Source organism: Pseudomonas sp. MHK4, assembly GCF_054600775.1.
In genome coordinates this window covers 331583-351146 of the sequence record NZ_BAAIAK010000004.1, presented here as the reverse complement: position 1 = coordinate 351146, position 19564 = coordinate 331583, and the positions used below count along the sequence as shown (strand labels likewise).

Sequence of the window (19564 nt, the reverse complement as noted above, 5' to 3'; positions counted from 1 at the left end):
GCCGGCTTGCCGGCGATGGCGGTTTCAAAGACGCCATCGCCGGCAAGCCGGGCTCCTACAAGTCAGCGGTCAATTAACCGGCCTAGTCCATCCAGCAAACGCTGTAACGCGCCCTGATTGGCCCGCATCACTTGCAACCCCGCCTGCGACATCCGCTGCGCATCGCGCGGCAATTCGAACAAGCGCTGCACTGCCACCGCCAGCCCTTCGGCATCCTCAACCTCCTGCAACGCCCCGGCACTGCGCAACTGCGCGGCGATTTCAAGGAAGTTGAACAGGTGCGGTCCACTGAGCACCGGCTTGGCCAACGCCGCCGGCTCAAGCAGGTTATGCCCGCCATTAGGCACCAGGCTACCGCCGACGAACGCGCTGTCTGCCAAGGCATAGAGAAACAGCAACTCGCCCATGGTGTCACCCAACAGCACCGAAGTGGCGGCGGTGACCGCCTCTGCGCTGGAGCGCCGCACCGTGGCAAAACCCTGCTGGCGGCACAAGTCGAATACCGGATTGAAACGCTCAGGATGGCGCGGCACCAGAATCAGCAAGGCATCGGGATGGCTGGCGAGCAACTTGCGATGGGCCGCCAGGACCACCTCGTCTTCACCATCATGGGTACTGGCGGCGATCCATACCGGGCGATCCTGCGCCTGCCATAACCCGCGCAACTCGGCGGCGCGCTGTAACAGTTTCGGGTCGATGGCCAGGTCGAACTTGATCGAACCGGTGACTTCGACGGTTTCCGCCCGCGCACCCAACTCACGAAAACGCTGGGCCTCGGCTTCGGTCTGCACCGCAAACAGGCTCATCTCGGCCAGCATCGGCCCGGTCAGTTTACCGAAGCGGCCATAGCCCCTGGCCGAACGCTCGGACAGGCGCGCATTAGCCAGCGCCACGGGAATCCCGCGCTTGGCGCATTGATGAATATGGTTGGGCCAGAGCTCGGTTTCCATGATCACCGCCAGTGTCGGCTGGACCCGATCAAGAAATCGCCTGGCGGCGCACGGCAAGTCGTACGGCAGATAACAGTGCTGGATGCGCGGTTCGTTGGCGAACAATGCCTGGATGCGCTCCGAACCGGTGGGGGTCATGCAGGTCACGGTGATCGGCAGCTGTGGATAACGTTGCAGCAAGGCGCGAATCATCGGCGCGGCAGCGATGCTTTCACCCACAGACACCGCGTGCACCCAGATTCCTCCGGGTTTCATCGTCGGCATCGCGTAGGAGAAACGCTCGCCGATGCGCTTGGCATAGGCCGGCGCCTTGCGCGAGCGCAGCCACAGACGAATCGCCACCAATGGCAGCCCCAGGTAAAACAGCGCGGTATAGAGAGTTCTATTCATGGCGGCGGAGTTTATCGGTTTTTTCGCCGATCGCCTGCAGATGCACGGCAAAACGCTCCGCCAGCCAGCGAGCGGCGGGGCCAAGTGGCTCGTCACGGCGCCAGACCAGTTCCACCACCAGGGCAGGAGGAGTCCATTCGCTGACCAGTTCGACCATCAAATCCTGATACGCCGGGTACTGCACCACGTGCCGTGGCAGCCAGGCCCAGCCGAGGCCGCGCACCAGCCATTCGGCCATCACGTAAAAACTGTCGGCCCGCCAGACCTGCGGGCTGGCCGGCTCGCTGCCGGGGTAGACGCTGGACTGGGTGGACATCAACAGCTGGCGATGCTGCGCCAGTTCCTGGCAGTTCACTTCAGTCTTTGCCGCCAACGGATGCCCCACACCGCACACCGTGACCATCTCGACACTGCCCAGCACCCGCCGCTCAAGGGCCTCAGGAATTTGATCGTGGTAAAACAGCAAACCCAGATCGGCCCGACGTTCCACCAGTTTGCGTGCCACATCGCCTTGGGCAGCACTGGTCAGTTGCACTTCAATGCTGGGAAATTTTTCCGCCAGGGCCTCAAAGCTTTCGATGATCGGCTGGTATGGCATCGCCTCGTCCTGGGCCAGACGCAGGCGAGCCTCCTGGCCGCGCATCATTGCCAGCGCCCGGCCATTGAGGCGCTCGCATTGGCGCAGCACTTCCCGCGCCTCTTCCAGCAACGCGTTGCCGGCCTCGGTGAGTTTCGGCTGGCGGCCGCTGCTGCGGTCGAACAGGCTCACGCCCAGATCTTCCTCCAACAGCGCAATCGCACTGCTGACTGCGGACTGGGCCTTGCGCTGGTCCCGCGCCACGGCAGAAAACGAACGTTGCTCTGCCACTCCGACAAACAGGCGCAGTTGTTCAAGGTTCCATTGCATCGGCAAACCCATCTTCATAACAGATAGGTAATGACTTTACCGCATCTGGAGAATCTCTAGAATGCCGAACTCAGCAAGCAACACTTCATACGAGGATTGACCCATGACCGCTTACTATTACCTGGCCATTGCCATCTGCGCCGAAGTGATTGCCACTGTTTCGATGAAAGCGGTCAAAGGCTTCAGCACCCCGTTGCCGCTGCTGCTGGTGATCGTCGGCTACGGCATCGCCTTCTGGATGCTGACCCTGGTAGTGCGCAGCGTGCCGGTGGGCGTGGCTTACGCGGTGTGGGCCGGCATGGGCATCGTGATGGTCAGCGTCGCGGCGCTGTTCATCTACGGGCAGAAGCTGGATGTGCCGGCGATGCTGGGGATGGCGTTGATTGTGTTGGGGGTCGTGGTGATTCAGCTGTTCTCCAAGACCGCGGGGCATTAACACTCTGTAGGAGCCGGCTTGCTGGCGATCCGGCCAACGCGGTGTGCCTGATACACCGCTATCGTCGGAACGCCGCCCGCAGCAAGCCGGCTCCTACAGGGTCACCTGTATCCTGAAGATGCCTTGTATACTGCGCCCTCGTCTTGAACACTGAGGTCGCCGCATGCCATCCGTTATTTCCACCGACGTTCTCATTGTCGGCGCCGGTGTCGCCGGCCTCTGGCTGAACGCGCGCCTGCGCCGCCAGGGTTTTTCGACCGTGCTGGTGGAAAGCGCCAGCCTCGGCGGCGGGCAGAGTGTGAAGTCCCAGGGCATCATCCATGGCGGCGCCAAGTACGCACTGCATGGCGCCCTGACCGGCGCTTCGGAAGCCATCGCCGACATGCCGCGGCGCTGGCGTGAAGCCCTGGACGGGAATGGCGAACTCGACCTGTCGGGCGTGCGCCTGCTGTCCGAGGCTCACTACCTCTGGTCCCCGGGGACGATCGCCGGCAACCTCACCAGCTTCTTCGCCAGCAAAGCCGTGCGCGGTCGCGTCGATCAAGTCAAGGGCGACCAACTGCCTCCCGCCCTGCAAGACAAGCGCTTCAAGGGCAAGGTCTATCGCTTGGCGGAACTGGTGATCGATGTACCGAGCCTGATCCAGCGCCTGGCTGACCTCGCGGGTGACGGCCTGCTCGCCGGTCAGAAGATCGAGCCGCTGCTGGAGGGTGGTGTGCTGGTCGGCCTGAAGGTCGACGAACGCGAGATTCGCGCCCAACGCATCGTCTTGAGCGCCGGTGGCGGAACGGCGGCGTTGCTCGAAGCATTGGGGCTGACTCAGCCCGCCATGCAACGGCGCCCGCTGCACATGATCATCGCCAAAGGCCCAAGCCTCAAACCGCTGTACGCCCATTGCCTGGGCGGCGGAACCAAACCACGCATTACCGTGACCACGCACCCGGCGGCCGATGGTCAGTGGGTCTGGTACCTGGGCGGCGATATCGCCGAAGCCGAGGGCGTGGCCCGAGAGCCCGCCGAACAGATCGCTACTGCGCAGAAAGAACTTGGCCAGTTATTGCCATGGATCGACCTCAGCACCGTGCAATGGGCAACCTTGCGCGTTGACCGCGCGGAGCCATTGCAATCGGGGCTGACCCGTCCCGACAATGCTTTTGTTGCCGAGGAAGGTCGCCTGGTGGTGGGCTGGCCAACCAAACTGGCACTGGCGCCGGACTTCGCCGACCGGGTGATCGCCAGCCTTGCGCGCGATGGCATTCAACCAGGTCCGGCCAGCGCGTTGCCGCCGCTGCCAAAACCGCCAATGGGCGTCCCGGCCTGGGAGCAACTGCTGCCATGAGCCAACCAACTTTGCACGACCTTCACCGCCCCTTGGGCAGCACTGGCCTGACGGTATCGCCACTGGGCCTGGGCACGGTAAAACTCGGCCGCGATCAAGGGGTGAAGTACCCTAGCGGGTTCAAGATCCCCGATGATGACGAAGCGCGCATGCTGCTCAAACTCGCGCGTGATATGGGCATCAACCTGATCGACACTGCGCCGGCCTATGGTCGCAGCGAAGAGCGCCTCGGCCCGCTGCTGCGGGGCCAGCGTCAGGATTGGGTGATCGTCAGCAAGGTCGGCGAAGAGTTCGCCGACGGGCTGTCCCGCCACGATTTCAGTGCCGCGCACACCCGCCTCTCGGTGGAGCGCAGCCTGCGACGTCTTGAAACTGATTTTATCGACCTGGTGCTGGTGCACTCTGACGGCAACGACCTGGCGATCCTCAACGACTGCGAAGTCTATGCAACGCTTGCCGCGCTCAAGGCCGAAGGCAAGATTCGCGGCTTCGGCTTTTCTGGCAAAACCGTCGAAGGCGGCTTGAAGGCGCTGGAGCAAGGTGATTGCGCCATGGTCACCTACAATCTGAACGAGCAAAGCGAAAAGGCGGTCATTGACTATGCTGCTGCTCACGGCAAGGCCATTCTGGTCAAAAAAGCCCTCGCCAGCGGTCATGTGTGCCTGAGTCCAGGCGTGGACCCGGTGCGCGCCAGTTTCGAGTTGTTGTTCGAACATCCCGGTGTGGCCAGTGCTATTGTCGGAACGATCAATCCGCTGCACCTCGCCCATAACGTGGCGACCGTTGCCCAGGTCCTACGTAGCAACTGATGCCGCCTCACGCGGCCTAAAGCAGGAGCCGACATGCCGCGTACGCTCATCAGAAAGAACCCGAGCAACTTCAAGACCCTGCCGTTATTCGTCGAAGCGACTCCCGAAGGCTTGAGTTATCAGAGCGTCGGGAGGCCGTTGAATTTCTCTCAGATCCTGCAACGTCGGCGTCCGGTGACCGTCGCCGATTCGCAACGGTTTTCCCTTGAGTTGGCCAACCTCGGGGTTTCGGTACGCCTGACACTGCATTGGCAGAATCGCGATTACTGGGTGCTGGTGCGCCAACGGCGGCAGGACCGCGGTGACGTGGTGCTCAAACTGATTTCCGGCTACGTGCCGGCCCATGAGCTGAATCTGCCGTTGCACACGGCCATCCAGGAAATTGCCGAGGAATGCCTGCTGGAAACCCCGGAAGGCTGGCTCGGCGGGCGCTTCAATGACACCTGGCTACCCGCGCCCTACTCGAGCGCCCTGCACTATCGCGAAGCCCTGCCGTTTCGCCTGTCACCGTTGTCCGGATCGGCGCGCCCGGTGCGATGCGCCAACCTGCCATTGATCGAACGACCACGGGCTTACGTGCACTTGCCGACCGCATCGCTACAGTTGATTTACGACTTGCGCCTGGAGGTGCCCAAGGAAGCCAAATCCCTGAGCCTGTTTCACGTCGACGAACGCCTGGAAGGCGATCAATTGGTAGCCCGTCTGGATCGCAAACGTCCCGACCTGTACCTGATGCCTTTGAAGGACGGCCACCCCCTGGCCGAGCTCTACACCTTGAAAAAGGATCAACTGCACCCGGCGAGCACACGTGGACTGTACCTGGCCGAAAGCTTTGCCCGACAGGAAGGCTGGCTGGTGAACGATGAGCGGATTCGCTGGAAGGACTGGGTGCGGCAGCAGGGTTTGACGCCGCCGGGGAAGGCTTCGGGATTGGCGCGATTGCGTGGCAAGGCCAGGCAACTGCTCAAGAAGATCGTACCGCGTGCCTTGTAGGAGCGAGCTTGCTCGCGATGGAAGTAGGGGCACCGCGTTGAATCAGGTAGCCCGCGTTATCGTTAACGTCCATCGCGAGCGAGCTCGCTCCTACAAGGGCTTTATTCTGACTTGCGGATCTTCTCGACAATGGCGGTGGTGGAGCTATTTTCCACCAGCCCCAGCACTTTCACGGTGCCGCCGTAGGCGGTAACGATGTCCGCGCCGACCACCTGGTCAATCCCGTAGTCCCCACCCTTGACCAGCACGTCCGGCTTGACCTCGCGCAGCAGGTTCTCCGGTGTGCCCTCAGCGAAACTGATCACCCAGTCGACCGCGCCCAGACCTGCCAACACCGCCATGCGCCGATCGACACTGTTGATCGGACGGCCAGGCCCTTTCAGGCGGCTGACCGAGGCATCGTCATTGACTGCAACGATCAGGCGATCGCCTTGAGCCCGTGCCTGCTCCAGGTACGTCACGTGCCCGGCATGCAGGATGTCGAAGCAGCCGTTGGTGAAGACGATCTTCTCGTTATGCGCACGCGCATCATCGACTGCCAGCAATAGCTGTTCCAGGCCCAGCACGCCGCGCTCGGAGCCTTCTTCACGCTGGATAGCCCGACGCAGTTCCGGCGCGCTGATGGCCGCCGTACCGAGCTTGCCAACCACGATGCCTGCCGCCAGGTTAGCCAGGCCCACCGCGTGCGGCAGCTCTTCACCCGCGGCAATCGCCGCTGCCAGGGTGGAAATTACCGTATCGCCAGCACCGGTCACGTCGAACACTTCACGGGCGCGAGCCGGCAGGTGCAATGCCGGATGATCGGGGCGCAGCAAGGTCATGCCATGTTCACCACGGGTCACCAGCAAGGCGCCGAGGTCCAGGTCTTGCATCAGCTGCGCGCCTTTGCTGACCAACTCGTGCTCATCGGCGCAACCACCAACGATGGTTTCGAATTCGCTGAGGTTCGGCGTGATCAGGCTCGCACCACGATAAATGGAGAAATCCTTGCCCTTGGGATCGGCCAGCACCGGAATGCCACGGGCACGGGCGGCCTGGATCAACACCTGATGGTTTTTCAGCGCGCCTTTGCCGTAGTCGGACAGTACCAGCACCTTGATGCCTTCGAGCAGTTCGTCGACTTGTACGGACAACGCCAGGGAGTCAGTGGCGAACGGTTCTTCGAAGTCGATCCGCAACAGTTGCTGGTGACGACTCATGACCCGCAGCTTGACGATGGTCGGCTGGTGGGCAATGCGCTGAAACAACGCGCGCACACCGGCACCCTTGAGGCTATTGACCAGACTGTCGGCGGCTTCATCGTCGCCGGTCACGCCGACCAGCGAGGCCGGCGCGCCAAGGGCGGCAATGTTCAACGCAACGTTGGCGGCACCGCCCGGGCGGTCCTCGATGTGTTCGACCTTGACTACCGGTACTGGCGCCTCAGGGGAAATCCGTGAGGTACCACCATGCCAGTAACGGTCGAGCATGACATCGCCGACCACCAAGACAGGGGCTTGATCGAATCGCGGCATGGACAACTTCATGGAGCAACCCACATACAAAATGAACAGGGGCGCGATATTAACACAGGGTGGGCACAGGCTTGTGTGACGGCTGCAACGGGATCTTGCCGCAAGGCTTTTTGATCAATTAATGAGCAAGAACAGCGCGCGGATACTGGTCGGCGCATTGCACGCCGCAAGAGCATCAGGGTGAGCCATGCCCACCCTGAAGTCGGTATCAGGCGATGTCTTCGGCCGGAGAATCGAGCCCCATCGCATGCAGGCGTGAATAGTAGCCATTTTGCGCCAGCAGTTGCGTGTGGGTGCCACGCTCGACGATTTCGCCGTGATCCATCACCAGAATCAGGTCAGCCTTTTCGATAGTCGACAACCGGTGAGCGATGACCAGCGTGGTACGACCTTTCATGACTTGATCCAGCGCTGCCTGAATGTGACGCTCGGACTCGGTATCGAGTGCCGAGGTTGCTTCGTCGAGAATCAGTAACGGCGCATTTTTCAGCAAGGCCCGGGCAATCGCCAGGCGCTGGCGCTGACCGCCGGACAGCAGTACGCCGTTCTCCCCGACCTGAGTATCCAGGCCTTGCGGCATCTGCGCGACGAAGTCCATTGCATAGGCGTCCGCAGCAGCCTTTTCAATGTCGGCGCGAGGTGCGCCGGCCAGATCACCGTAGGCGATATTGTTGGCGATGGTGTCGTTGAACAGGGTCACATGCTGTGTGACTTGCGCTACGTGCCGACGCAGATTGCGCAGGCGATAGTCTTCGATTTCAACATCATCGAGCAGGATCTCGCCGACGTCATGATGGTAGAAGCGCGGAATCAGGCTGGCGAGTGTCGATTTGCCACTGCCAGAGCGGCCAACCAGAGCGATCATCTGCCCCGGCGCTGCAGTGAAGCTGATGTTCTTCAGCACTTCTCGCTCTGTGCCAGGATAGGTAAAGCTCAGGTTGCGCACCTCCAGGTAGCCGTTGACGCGGTCGCGCTCAACGGTACCGAGGTCGACTTCCGGCTCGACGTCCAGTTGCTCGAAAATGCTTTCGGCACCGGCGACACCTTTCTGAATGGTCGAGCTGACTTCCGACAACTGCCGGATCGGCTTGGGCAGCAGACCCGCCGCAGTGATGTAGGCCACCAGGTCACCGGCAGTTGCATCACCACGCAGGAACAGCACCAGGAACATCAATACGGCCATGGCGGTGTAGATCACCAGCTGCAACATCGGCGTGTAGACCGCCCCGGTCTTGGTCATGCGCAATTGCTTGTCGGTATTGCCCTGGCTGGCTTCGGCAAAGCGCCGCTCTTCGTAGCTCTCGCCACCGAAGCTGCGCACCACGCGATAACCCTGGATGGTCTCGGACGCCACATGGGTCACATCGCCCATGGCCACCTGGATCTTCTTGCTCTGCTTGCGGAATTTCTTGCTGGTGTTACCCACCATCAGCGCAATCAGCGGCAGGATGGCCAGCATCACGATGGTCAGTTTCCAGTTCATCCACAGCAGGTAGGCAAACAGGAAGACCACCGTCAGGCCTTCGCGGATCACTACCTTGATGGCATCGGTAGCGGCACCGGTAACCATGGTCACGTTGAACGTGATACGCGAGATCAGATGCCCGGAATTATGGGTATCGAAATAACGGTTTGGCAGGACCAGCAATTTATTGAACAACTCGACGCGCAGGTCATGCACCAACCCCAACGAAACCTTCGCCAGGTAATAGTTGCCGAGGAAGGAGCCCAGGCCTTGCCACGCCGCGATCAGGATGATCAGCAATGGCACGGCCATCAGCAGTTGCAAGTCCTTCAGATAGGGGACGTCAGGGAAGAGCACCGCTTCAGGATTGCTCAGGCCATCGACGAAATACTTGAGAATCCCCGCCAGCATCGGCTGTGTGGAGGCGAAGATCACGAAGCCCACGATACTCAGCAAGAAAAGACCGAGATAAGGTTTTACATACCCCAACAGCCGAAAATAGATTTTCAGGCTGGAGTCCTGTCCCGCTTTGGGCGGTGCGTCACTCATCGTAGAGCTCACTGGTTAGGAAGAACGCGAAATTTTATCACAAGCGTCGGGATTGGCCCGCGCCCATACCAAAACACTGGCCAGGCCAATGGGCAACCAGCTGATAAACCATTCAGCCCTCGGTGTCCCGTTCAGGCTGGCGGCATCGAATTGCATCGCCAGGGTAGAGAATAACCATATGCCGATGATCCCCTTGGCATAGAGTGTTTCCCGAACCTTCCAGGCCTCGCGCAGGACTGCGATCCAGGTCGCCGCCCACAACAACAACCCTGGCAGACCCAATTCGATGGCCACATGGGTAAACAGGTTATGGGCGTGATCAAAGGACTGCCCATCGGCGAACACCCTGTAGTTACTGCCAAGGCCCAGGCCCCGCCATGGGTGCTCAGCGATCATTTGCAAACTGGCCATCATGATCTGCGGGCGATAGGAAGCGCCGCGCGCCAGGACCAGGGACTCGAAAAGCCAGAACGCCAGCATGGCGACGATCAGCGCGAGCGCCGCGACGATGCGACTGCGCCGGTCACCGCACCAGATCGGCATGGCCAGTATCGTGAGAAACAATGCCAAGGCAGCACCTCGACTCTGGCTGAGCAGAACGAAGACACCCAGAAAGCCCAACGCAACAGCACAGACCACCTGCATCACACCTGTACGCGGCGTCCAGAGCACCAGCCACACTGCTGCCAGCCCGATGACGTAGCCGCCCAGAATCGGATGGGCCAATTCACCCAGCCCTTCCACGCGAGAACTCCAGACGTTGCCATGCATTCCATAAAATTTGACGATCGCCACCAGCGCGGTGACAGCCAGTCCTACCCCCCCCCATTGCATGACGCGGATCACGCGCTCAGGTCGGGCATTGGCGAAAATCGGAAAAAACAACAGGAACACCACGATGTACAGCACGCGCTTGGCCGCTCGTTCCAGATCAGGCGCGTTCGACCATGAAAGACTGAGCAGTGACCAGATCACCAACCCAAGCATCGGCAGGTAGATCCAGCGCTGGTCATGGAACAATTCCCGAAGCCGGGCCCGTGCGGGCCAGCAGAGCATGATTGCAGGCAACCAGAGAAACACCACCAAGCCTTGCTGATAGAGCTTGTTGGTAGGCGCAATGGCGATGGCCAACAAAAACCACAAAAGACCTGTTGCCATCCATGCTTGCGCCCAACGAGTTTCTTGCATCAAATTGCTCCTGTAAGCGTTCGCTCACCCAACCCGACATGGTTAAAGCTGAATTTTTTCGGCATCATTGCCCGCCATGACGCCCCGTTCTTCCAACAAGGCTTTCTACGATGCAATGTTCCCGGCTCCCTCAAGCCGCCCTAAATCAAATGATTGACGGTGCCAAAGTACTGGAGGCCGATAGTTACGGGCCAAAAGTCTACCTGTTGCAAGATGGGAATATCCTTAAACTATTTCGTCGCAAGCGTATTTTTTCATCCGCCCTGTTCCGGCCTTACTCGAAACGCTTCATCGACAATGCCGTAGAGCTGCAAAAGCTCGGCGTTCCGACCTTGCAGGTCCTGCAGTATTACCGACTGCAGGCGCCCGGCATGACAGCCGTTCTGTACCAGCCACTGCCAGGCGAGACCCTGCGCCAGATCGCCAGCAAAGACGGTTTCAACTGGCCGCAAGCCTTGCCTGAGCTGGCCGGACTGATACGCCGACTTCATCAATCGGGGATTTACTTCCGGTCACTGCACCTGGGCAACATCGTGATCACGCCCGACAATCAAATGGGCCTGATTGATGTGGCTGACATGCGCTTCCTGCGAGCCCCCTTGCCTCGGCATCTGATCAAACGCAACCTGCAACACTTCGCGCGCTATATTGCGCGCGAGAACCTGAACGACACCTTTCCGATGCAAGCATTGGAGCAGGCAGTGCTGCCCTCATGAAAGTAGCGCACGGGCAGTCTGGCTGAAGCTCTGCCAGGCTTGGTCCGGCCCTAAGGCCTGAAACTGATCCGCGGCGACCGCTTCGGCGCAAACGCTGAACGCTCGCAAGATCGCGTCACTCCAGGCGTTCACATCATCAACCGGGGCGTACCAGCCGCTATCGGCCAACTGTTCGCGAAATACCGCCAGGTCACTGGATAGCACCGGAACGCCAGCCATGACTGCTTCCTGCATGATCAGCCCCAAACCTTCCTCCCGCGACGGAATCGCGACCCAGTCGAACGCACGATAAAGACGCGCCGCATCGTCGAGATGGCCCGGCAGCAAGACTTTGCCGCGTAGTTCCAACTCATCGATACGTGCTTGCAGCCTGGCACGAGAGCTTCCCTCCCCGAGGATGACCAGTCTCATGTCGGCGCGCTCCTGCAATGCCTGCGCAAAAGCGTCGAGCAGGCAGTTGAAGCCTTTTTCCGAAACCAGGCGCCCCACCGCTCCCAATACCGGGCCACCATCCGCAGGCAGGCCCAATCGGGTCCGCGCCTCCTCCCGAGGAAGCAAAGCGCTACGGAAAGCGGCAGGCTCAAAGGCACTGCGCAAGGTCACGACCGGTATGTGCAAGTCACTGCTCAGTGAAGCTGCGAGGGTGTTCGACACTGCAGCCAATGCCAGCTGGGAAGCCGGCAGCTGTTGAAAGAGCACTCGGTCATCCGCATGCAGTCGCGTCGCCCCATGAAAAATCACCACAACACGGATATGCGGCAATGACTTGAGTATCGGCAACAGCGTGCGCGCAACCCCCAACCCGTCAAGCAATAGCAGACGCGCATCGCTGTCCTGGAGGGCGCGGTGAAACCGGGCTCGCATCCAGGGTTTGGTCAATCGCCAGAAATGCCGTCCTTTCAAACGTGCAGAAGACAGCCCCCATTCCCGTATCTCACCGATGTTCACGCCACATTCGGCGGCGCCTCCCTGAAGCAACCAGGTTTTCACCGGGGCCGAGGGCAAGGCCTGAGACAGTATCTGCTGATGCACCTTGTGGATCGAGGCAAACGGAGCTCCACCGACCCACATCACGTTGAGAATACTCATAGGGCAAGCAGCCAATACGGAAGGTTATGGGGATACGCTGCGGTGTCGCTACTTGATGGTCCAGCCAATGCAGACTCCCAACAACAAAAACAATACGAACTTGACCTGTTCGCGTCGACTGCGACGCGCTTTGCGCTGTCGCTCGACAGGCGTTTGCACGTGCAGGCCAAACCCGGTGTGCATGACTGCGTCCGCTTCAAGCGTCAGGGCAGCCAGATTCAACTGTGCGTATCGCTGTGACAGCGCTTTCTCGCCAGTGTGCCCGGAAAAGGGCGCGCACAATCGATATTCCTTTACCCGGCGCAGGCCCGGGTTCAGCGAGAACCCCTGCCACTGCGGCTTGTCGGAAATCAATGGATGGCAAGCCACTCCACCGACGACCTCACGGGGTCCCAGATGAATATAGGGACTGTGAACCCGCAGATCATGAGTATAGCTACGCAACCATATTTGCAGGATTTCCGGGCGGGATTGGAGAATGGTCATGGAGTCTTCCACAAACCCTGGGCGATAGAATTCCCAGTCATCCTCGCAATGGAAGATGTAGCTCGTGCCGACATGTTCGTACGCCAGGTCGATCGACGCCAGTTGACCCAGTTTGGGCCGATTGACGAACACCGTGCAGTGGTCCTTCCAGTGGGTTGGAATGACCGAGTGAACACCTTCGTCACCTGCATCCTCAGTGATGAACACTTCGCGGATCGGGGCCGTATTGAATCGGTCGAAGCTCTCGAGTGTGGTCTTGAGCAGATCCAGGCGACCACAGCTTGTGACCACTAGCGTGATGTCACTCTCGCGGGAAAAATGCACGGCTGTCTCAATAAAGTAGAAGTGGCCAGCAATATCGATGGCTGGCCAACACTTGTCAAACGCCCAAATTGAGTCGAATTCTTTCCAGCAGACTCAACGGCGCGCGAGTGCGCAGTGCAGGCTCAAGTTCTTCAACGATACGTTGGCCAATGCGTGCAAAGCTGAACTGGCTGACCGCCAGCTCCCGACCATTGCGAGCGATGCCCTGCGCCAGTTGTGGGTCGCTGCGCAATCTGGCCAACTTCTCCTGAAGCTGCGCAATGTCCTGGTAGAACACCACGTTGTGCATGTCCTGCAAACCCAGCGCCTGGCTTTCCGCAGCGCCCTGATCAAAGGCCAGCAATACACAGCCACAGGCCATGGCCTCGAAATTCTTGATCATGAATTCGCCCATGCCGACGTCGGCACTGACGAAAAAGCGAATGCGGTTGAGCGTGTCGCGGTACTCCTCGCCGGATTTCGTGCGAGTCACCACCAGGGGCTCGACGCGGCCCAGCTCATCGAGCAGGGCCTTGCGGCCACTGTAGGCAACGCTGTTGGTACTGCCGACGAACGCCAGCTCGATATCGCGCTCGCGCCCCTGATCCTCAAGCTGCGTCTGGTCATAGCCCTTGGGCACGAACACCGCATCGAAACCTTCTGCACGCAGGCGTTCGGTGACAACGAAACCGGAACTGATGACCCGCGCCCACGGCAGGCGACGGTAGTGCGCGCTGAACTTGCCGGTGTACTTGCAAGGAATGTAGTTCTGGTAGGCATCGTGTTCGAGAATGACCAGGTTGGGAATCGTGCGGATAAATCCAACCTGGCGGATCTCCTGCTTGAAGCGCAGGAAAAACACGATCCGGTCGTAGCGCGACACATCGACTTCACGCCGGAAATAACTGCGCAGGTTGCGCTGTTCCTTGCTGCTCAACCACCGCAGGTCGCACTCGCAATGAGCCGCCACGCCGTCGTACAGACGGTCCAGAATGGCCCGCTGATCTTTCTGCACCAGAAATAGAACTTTCATCGTCTTCCTTGCCACAACAGGCAAATGGAGCAACACCTGAATCCGAATCCGCCTTCAGGCAGCCGACCTTCAGGCCCATGACACCTTACAAACGCCAGAACAGTTCCTGGCGCCGCACAGCCTTGCGAAAAAACTCATTTTCGCCGTATCGCGAACCGACCCGACCCGCCAGCAACCGCTGCAATCCGCGCCGCAGGCGACGCTTGAAGGGTGCCGGTGGTTGCAGGTCGTGCATCATTGCCAATGCCATGGCCTTGTCACGCTGCTGCGCCAGGGAAAGCTGCAGGCAGTAGGGATGCATCTGCTGGCCGAGATCGAAGCCGGGAGGTAGGGCAATACCGGCTCCGGTGTCCCCCATGGGCCAGCGATCGTTGTCGTGCAGGTGATTGGCATACCCCAACAACGTCGGTTGCCAATCAAGACCTTTGAGCGCTTCGAGCACCGCGGCCTGCGCACAAATGTGATCGGGGTGCGGGTCGAGGGTCGGGTGCGGCAACACGATCACCTCAGGTCGAGCCCGCAGCAGCAGGGCCTGCAGATCCGCCAGCAGGTTGTTCCAGGTTGGCGCGCCGTCAACATCGCCCGGCAGGCCAAACGGGTTCAATTGGCGAAACAACCGGGTGTCGCTCAAATCCGCTTCTCGCGAGCCTATCGGCTTGGCGGGCGATGCCTGCATGGCTGCCAGTTGCAGGCAGAAATAACCCAACTGCACGCAATGGGCTTGCGGGACGCCGGCCCAGCGCGGCACGGCAATGCTGTCCCAGGCGCGCAACCGGCCTTTCAGGCGCGCCGCCTCGACCTTGTTCATGCCCATGCGCTGATAATGTTCGGCTTCGATTTCACCAGCGGTGAGCGTCACGATCCAGGTCTCGTCCGCCTGGCTGTACAACCCGTAGGCCGCCAGCTCGGCATCATCGGCATGCGGGGCAATGACCATGACCCGTTGGCGGCGAAAGTCCGGGTGCTCGAATGCCCACAAGACCGGCTCGCCCAGCAGTCGGCAGAAACGCCCGCGCAGACGCAAATCACCACGCGAGAGCACCTGGGCCTGACCACTGAGGTTGAGGTAACGCAGGCCATTCACACCCCGCTCGAAGGTCTGCCGGTCAGGATTGTCGCCACCTTCCAACTCGACCACAGGATCGAAGAAGCGTCCCAGCCACGTGCTTTTTACCTTCAGGGCCAGCACCAGCGTCGCGTCGTCGACCAGCATCACCCCCTCATCCAGGCGTAGGTGCTCCCCGCTCAAGTGCACTTTGGGCTGCGGGGTGTAGGGTGCAAAGGTGTACTGATAGTCGTCTTTTGGCGAATAGAACAGGTGATCGGCAAACCAGGCTTCGTGGGCCATCCAGCCCACCAACGCAAGCACCAGCGGCAGCCACCACGCCACCAGGATGCCGCAAAGGACCAATAGCACCAGCGCGACCAGCAGACCGATGCGTTTGTTGCGCCGGTGGCGCTTGAGCAATTGCTGTTTGCGGCTCATGGCTTTACTCATACGGTGTAGACCGGCACAGGGTTGCACCAGCGATCCTTGTATTCCCGGTCGGCGCGGCCAAAGGAAAAGCGCAAGGGCTTGTCCAGTGCCCTGGCGTGCTCCCAGGCGCTTTGGGTGTTGAGAAAACTCAGCACACTACCGGGGCTGAACTCGCGGGTTTCGGGATCGACACCGCCATTGATGTATTCGACGCTGATCCATTGCGGAGTCTCGACGCGATACACCAGTTGAATGGCAATGGGCGCATCATTGAGGAAAATCACCGAACCGATCAGCAACTCGCGCAACAACTCGATGACCTCGGCCATGCGCTCGGCACCGGTCGCCGCAAACCCCCAGCGGCGCTGGAACAGATCACAATAGATCGCCCCCAGCTCCTGGCTGGAAAACTCGCAGACCGGTCGTACGACGCCACCGGCCTCTTCCAGCAACCTGAGTTCGCGGCGCTGGTTATAGCGAAACTTCTTCGACAACTCTTCGGGCGTGCGGGCCATGGCCAGCTGTTCGGCCTGCAGCCTGATGCCGGTGAAACGGTTTTCGTTGAGCGCCGACAGGTAACGCCCGCGATGGCGCAAAGGTGCCTGGGCATCCGCTGCAGCCGGCAGGATGATCTCGGCATTGCCAAGGTCGAACAAGCCCTTCTTGCCGTTACGCTTGAGCACGTCCTTGGACAAGGCGAGGTCGCGCCCCCAGGTCGGGATCGCAGCCTTGATTTCGCCGTCCTGCTCCCAGGCCAGGTATCGCACCGGGATACCGGCCAGCTGCGCCAGGCGGTCGACTACCAGAGGGTGAGTGGCGACACTGCCGCCATAACGCTGCCAGGTCTCGGCATAGGTCGTGGCATCGGATAGCGACCAGCCACGTTCACGCCAGCCTTGAAATCGGTTGAGCATCAGCCCCTCTGTGCCAGTTCGGTAACGTGCGGCAAATGCCAGAAAACATCGCGCACCGCGCGGTCTGAGAAACGTTCACGCAGGCGCTCGAGCATCAGCTCGGCGCACTGGCGACGTTGCTGCTCGTCCATTGCGGCCAGGTGCTGCAGGCCTTGGGCCAGGTGCTCGGCATCGCCCAGCGGGAACAGGATGCCCACGCCTTCGACCACTTCCTTCGCTCCGCCACAGGCCGTTGCGAGCAACGGCACGCCCGCCGCCATGGCTTCGAGCAGCACCATGCCGAATGGTTCATGGTCGGAACTCAGGGCAAACACATCGAAAGCGCTGAAATACCGCCGGGCCTCAGGGACCTGACCGAGGAACAGCACCCGATTGCCAATCCCCAATTCGCGAGCCTGGGCCTTGAGATCCTGCTCCAGACGCCCGCTACCGAGAATCACCATCTGGCTGTTGGCCGGCAAACCGGGCAGCGCCACGGCAAAACCGTCCAGCAACGTCGCCTGGTCCTTGTCCGGATGCAGACGACCGACGTTGCCGACAATCCAGGCATCCGCCGACAGGCCGAGGGTCTCGCGCGCCTCGCGAACCGACAGCTGGCTCGCCTGCAAAGCAGGCACATCGATCCGGTTATACAGCGTCTGGATCCGCGCCGCCGGCCACTTCGGCAGGCATTGGCGCATGTCATCGCGCACCGCATCGGACACCCCGAGCAGGCTCAGGCGCTTGCGGAAAACATGCGCGAAGAGTTTGCGTGTGCCGCGCTTGTAATCGTCAAACGCATGGTGCACGCCAATTACCGGCAACGAGGTGCCGAGCAAGGCGATGTAGATCGGCTTGAAGCGATGGGCGATGCAGAAACTGAAATTGCGCGACGCGGCGATCTTGCGCAGATCGCCGATGGCACCCAGCTTCAGGCCACGAATGGCCTTGGAGCTGTATTCCATGAACAACACTTCATCGCTGGCGCAACCTGCAGCAACCTCGGCATCGGCGACCCCGGTCAGAAACACCGTAGTCACCCGATAACCGGTCCCCGCGAACAGGCTGGCGTACTGCCGGGCGCAGTCCAGGAACGGCCCGTCATAGCCGTGGCAGAACTGCAACACATGGCGTTCAGCCGAGCGTGTCATAGGTGTCCGCGCCCTCTTTGACCACCAGGATATCTTCCATGATCAGATACTGTAGATCGGAACCGAAGAACATGTTCAAGGCGTCCGTCGGGGAGCAAATCATCGGTTCGCCACGACGGTTGAGCGAAGTGTTCAGCGACACGCCGTTGCCGGTGAGTACTTCCAGCGCCTTCATCATGTCGTAGTAGCGCGGGTTGTATTCGCGCTTGAGCACCTGGGCGCGGGAAGTGCCGTCCTCGTGGACCACTTCCGGCACGCGGGTTTTCCATTCTTCCGCCACTTCGAAGGTGAAGGTCATGAACGGCGCCGGGTGATCGATCTTGATCATCTGCGGCGCCACAGTGTCGAGCATCGACGGGCAGAAAGGCCTCCAGCGCTCGCGGAACTTGATCTGGTGGTTGATGCGGTCAGCTACGCCGGGAATGCTCGGGCAACCGATGATCGAGCGACCGCCCAGTGCGCGCGGACCGAACTCCATGCGGCCCTGGAACCAGGCCACCGGGTTGCCATCGACCATGATCTTGGCGATCTGCTCCGGCATGTTGTCGAGCTTGCGCCACGCGGGCTTGTTCTCGTGACGGGCACAGGCCGCGATCACGTCTTCGTTGCTGTACGACGGGCCGAGGTAGACGTGTTCCATCTTCTCGACCGGTACGCCACGGGCGTGGGACACATAGGCTGCCGCACCCACCGCTGTACCGGCGTCGCCAGAGGCAGGCTGAACGAACAGCTCCTTGACGTCGTCGCGGGCGATGATTTTCTGGTTCAGCTTGACGTTCAACGCACAGCCGCCGGCGTAGGCCAGCTTGCCGGTTTCCTTGAGCACGTCGCCCAGGTAGTGGTCGATCATCTGCAGCGAAATCTTTTCGAACAGCGCCTGGATGCTCGCGGCGTAGTGGATGTACGGCTCGTCGGCGATGTCGCCTTCGCGCTTGGGACCCAGCCACTCGATCAGCTTCGGCGAGAAGTAGTAGCCCTTGCCCTTCTCTTTGTAGCGACGCAGGCCGATGACGTTGGCGTAGTCGGTGTTGATGACCAACTCGCCGTTTTCGAACGAAGCCAGGCGCGAGAAATCGTATTTGCTCGCGTCGCCATACGGCGCCATGCCCATGACCTTGAACTCACCGTCGAGCATATCGAAACCGAGGAACTCGGTGATCGCGCCGTACAGGCCGCCCAGGGAGTCCGGATCGAAGAATTCCTTGATCTTGTGGATCTTGCCGTTTTCGCCATAACCGAAGAAGGTCGTGGCGTACTCGCCCTTGCCGTCGATCCCGAGGATCGCGGTCTTCTCCTTGAAACCGGAGCAGTGGTAGGCACTGGAGGCGTGGGCCAGGTGGTGTTCGACCGGCTCGATCTTGATCTTCTTCGGATCGAAACCCAGTTGCTCCAGGCACCAGACGATCTTGTTGCGATAGCGCTTGTAGCGACGGTTGCCCATCAGGATCGCGTCGAGTGCGCGGTCCGGGGCGTACCAGTAACGCTTGGCGTACTGCCAGCGGGCCTTGCCGAACAGGCTGATCGGTGCGAATGGAATCGCTACCACGTCTACGTCGGAAGGCTTGATGCCGGCCTGTTCCAGGCAGAACTTCGCCGATTCGTAGGGCATGCGGTTCTTTGCATGTTTATCGCGTACGAAGCGCTCTTCTTCCGCCGCCGCGATCAGCTTGCCGTCGATGTACAAGGCTGCGGAAGGATCATGGCTAAGGGCGCCGGACAGGCCAAGAATCGTCAATGCCACAGGGGTCTAGCCTCTTTAGTCTGCGTGCAGGCGCAATGCGCCTCAAAATGAATGTGCCCTCGCAAGGGGCGAGAGACAGCTAAAGGGCGGGATTATAGCTTAAAAGCAGCAGCAAGCCTCTAGAGGCAAGCCGCG

17 protein-coding genes are annotated in these 19564 nt (G+C 60.5%); 5 read left to right on the top strand and 12 right to left on the bottom strand.

The window, feature by feature from the left end; genetic code table 11:
• Positions 1-62: 62 nt before the first annotated feature.
• Entirely contained in the window at positions 63-1340 is a 1278-nt protein-coding gene (gene waaA / locus ACYP2Q_RS13485; protein ID WP_459730910.1) for a lipid IV(A) 3-deoxy-D-manno-octulosonic acid transferase, read from the bottom strand.
• Positions 1333-2247, bottom strand: coding sequence for a LysR family transcriptional regulator (locus ACYP2Q_RS13480; protein WP_447801822.1), 915 nt, complete (start codon positions 2245-2247; stop codon positions 1333-1335). The genes waaA and ACYP2Q_RS13480 overlap by 8 nt, the downstream gene beginning before the upstream one ends.
• A 103-nt stretch (positions 2248-2350) precedes the next feature.
• Here ACYP2Q_RS13480 and ACYP2Q_RS13475 point away from each other — a divergent pair, with 103 nt between their 5' ends.
• From ACYP2Q_RS13475 to ACYP2Q_RS13460, 4 genes are all read left to right on the top strand, one after another.
• Complete coding sequence (locus tag ACYP2Q_RS13475; protein ID WP_008004867.1) at positions 2351-2683, top strand: DMT family transporter; 333 nt, start codon at positions 2351-2353, stop codon at positions 2681-2683.
• 163 nt (positions 2684-2846) lie between these two features.
• Positions 2847-4022, top strand: coding sequence for an NAD(P)/FAD-dependent oxidoreductase (locus ACYP2Q_RS13470; protein WP_459730909.1), 1176 nt, complete (start codon positions 2847-2849; stop codon positions 4020-4022).
• Positions 4019-4831 carry an aldo/keto reductase gene (locus tag ACYP2Q_RS13465; protein ID WP_459730908.1) on the top strand — a complete coding sequence of 271 codons (813 nt, stop codon included), beginning with the start codon at positions 4019-4021 and terminating at the stop codon, positions 4829-4831. The genes ACYP2Q_RS13470 and ACYP2Q_RS13465 overlap by 4 nt, the downstream gene beginning before the upstream one ends.
• A gap of 33 nt (positions 4832-4864) precedes the next feature.
• Positions 4865-5824, top strand: a complete 960-nt coding sequence (locus tag ACYP2Q_RS13460) for a metal ABC transporter ATPase (protein ID WP_459730907.1) — start codon at positions 4865-4867, stop codon at positions 5822-5824.
• Positions 5825-5925: 101 nt separating this feature from the next.
• On the opposite strand, the gene hldE is transcribed toward ACYP2Q_RS13460, so the two are convergent.
• The 3 genes from hldE to ACYP2Q_RS13445 all read right to left on the bottom strand — a co-directional run bounded on the left by hldE (position 5926) and on the right by ACYP2Q_RS13445 (position 10540).
• Complete coding sequence (hldE, locus tag ACYP2Q_RS13455) at positions 5926-7350, bottom strand: bifunctional D-glycero-beta-D-manno-heptose-7-phosphate kinase/D-glycero-beta-D-manno-heptose 1-phosphate adenylyltransferase HldE (protein ID WP_459730906.1); 1425 nt, start codon at positions 7348-7350, stop codon at positions 5926-5928.
• Positions 7351-7546: 196 nt separating this feature from the next.
• On the bottom strand, positions 7547-9352 hold the full coding sequence (msbA, locus tag ACYP2Q_RS13450; protein ID WP_459730905.1) for a lipid A export permease/ATP-binding protein MsbA: 1806 nt from the start codon (positions 9350-9352) through the stop codon (positions 7547-7549).
• Between the two features lie 15 nt (positions 9353-9367).
• Entirely contained in the window at positions 9368-10540 is a 1173-nt protein-coding gene (locus ACYP2Q_RS13445) for an O-antigen ligase family protein (RefSeq protein WP_459730904.1), read from the bottom strand.
• A 149-nt stretch (positions 10541-10689) separates the two neighbouring features.
• Here ACYP2Q_RS13445 and ACYP2Q_RS13440 point away from each other — a divergent pair, with 149 nt between their 5' ends.
• Positions 10690-11256, top strand: a complete 567-nt coding sequence (locus ACYP2Q_RS13440) for a BUD32 family EKC/KEOPS complex subunit (protein WP_459730903.1) — start codon at positions 10690-10692, stop codon at positions 11254-11256.
• On the opposite strand, the gene ACYP2Q_RS13435 is transcribed toward ACYP2Q_RS13440, so the two are convergent.
• The 7 genes from ACYP2Q_RS13435 to ACYP2Q_RS13405 form a co-directional block, all read right to left on the bottom strand.
• Positions 11251-12345 (bottom strand): glycosyltransferase, encoded by a 1095-nt coding sequence (locus ACYP2Q_RS13435; RefSeq protein ID WP_459730902.1) that lies wholly within the window; start codon positions 12343-12345, stop codon positions 11251-11253. The genes ACYP2Q_RS13440 and ACYP2Q_RS13435 overlap by 6 nt on opposite strands.
• 48 nt (positions 12346-12393) lie before the next feature.
• Positions 12394-13155 carry a glycosyltransferase family 2 protein gene (locus ACYP2Q_RS13430; RefSeq protein ID WP_459730901.1) on the bottom strand — a complete coding sequence of 254 codons (762 nt, stop codon included), beginning with the start codon at positions 13153-13155 and terminating at the stop codon, positions 12394-12396.
• A 55-nt stretch (positions 13156-13210) separates the two neighbouring features.
• Positions 13211-14167 carry a glycosyltransferase gene (locus ACYP2Q_RS13425; RefSeq protein WP_459730900.1) on the bottom strand — a complete coding sequence of 319 codons (957 nt, stop codon included), beginning with the start codon at positions 14165-14167 and terminating at the stop codon, positions 13211-13213.
• A gap of 85 nt (positions 14168-14252) precedes the next feature.
• The gene (locus tag ACYP2Q_RS13420) at positions 14253-15653 is read right to left on the bottom strand and encodes a PIG-L deacetylase family protein (protein ID WP_459730899.1); all 1401 of its coding nucleotides are present in this window, start codon (positions 15651-15653) and stop codon (positions 14253-14255) included.
• 8 nt (positions 15654-15661) lie between these two features.
• Positions 15662-16558 (bottom strand): antimicrobial resistance protein Mig-14, encoded by an 897-nt coding sequence (locus tag ACYP2Q_RS13415; protein ID WP_459730898.1) that lies wholly within the window; start codon positions 16556-16558, stop codon positions 15662-15664.
• A complete protein-coding gene (locus ACYP2Q_RS13410; RefSeq protein WP_459730896.1) occupies positions 16558-17688 on the bottom strand; it encodes a glycosyltransferase in 1131 nt (376 codons plus the stop codon). Before ACYP2Q_RS13410 ends, ACYP2Q_RS13415 begins: the two co-directional genes overlap by 1 nt.
• Positions 17672-19429, bottom strand: coding sequence for a carbamoyltransferase family protein (locus ACYP2Q_RS13405; protein ID WP_459730895.1), 1758 nt, complete (start codon positions 19427-19429; stop codon positions 17672-17674). The genes ACYP2Q_RS13410 and ACYP2Q_RS13405 overlap by 17 nt, the downstream gene beginning before the upstream one ends.
• Positions 19430-19564: the final 135 nt, after the last annotated feature.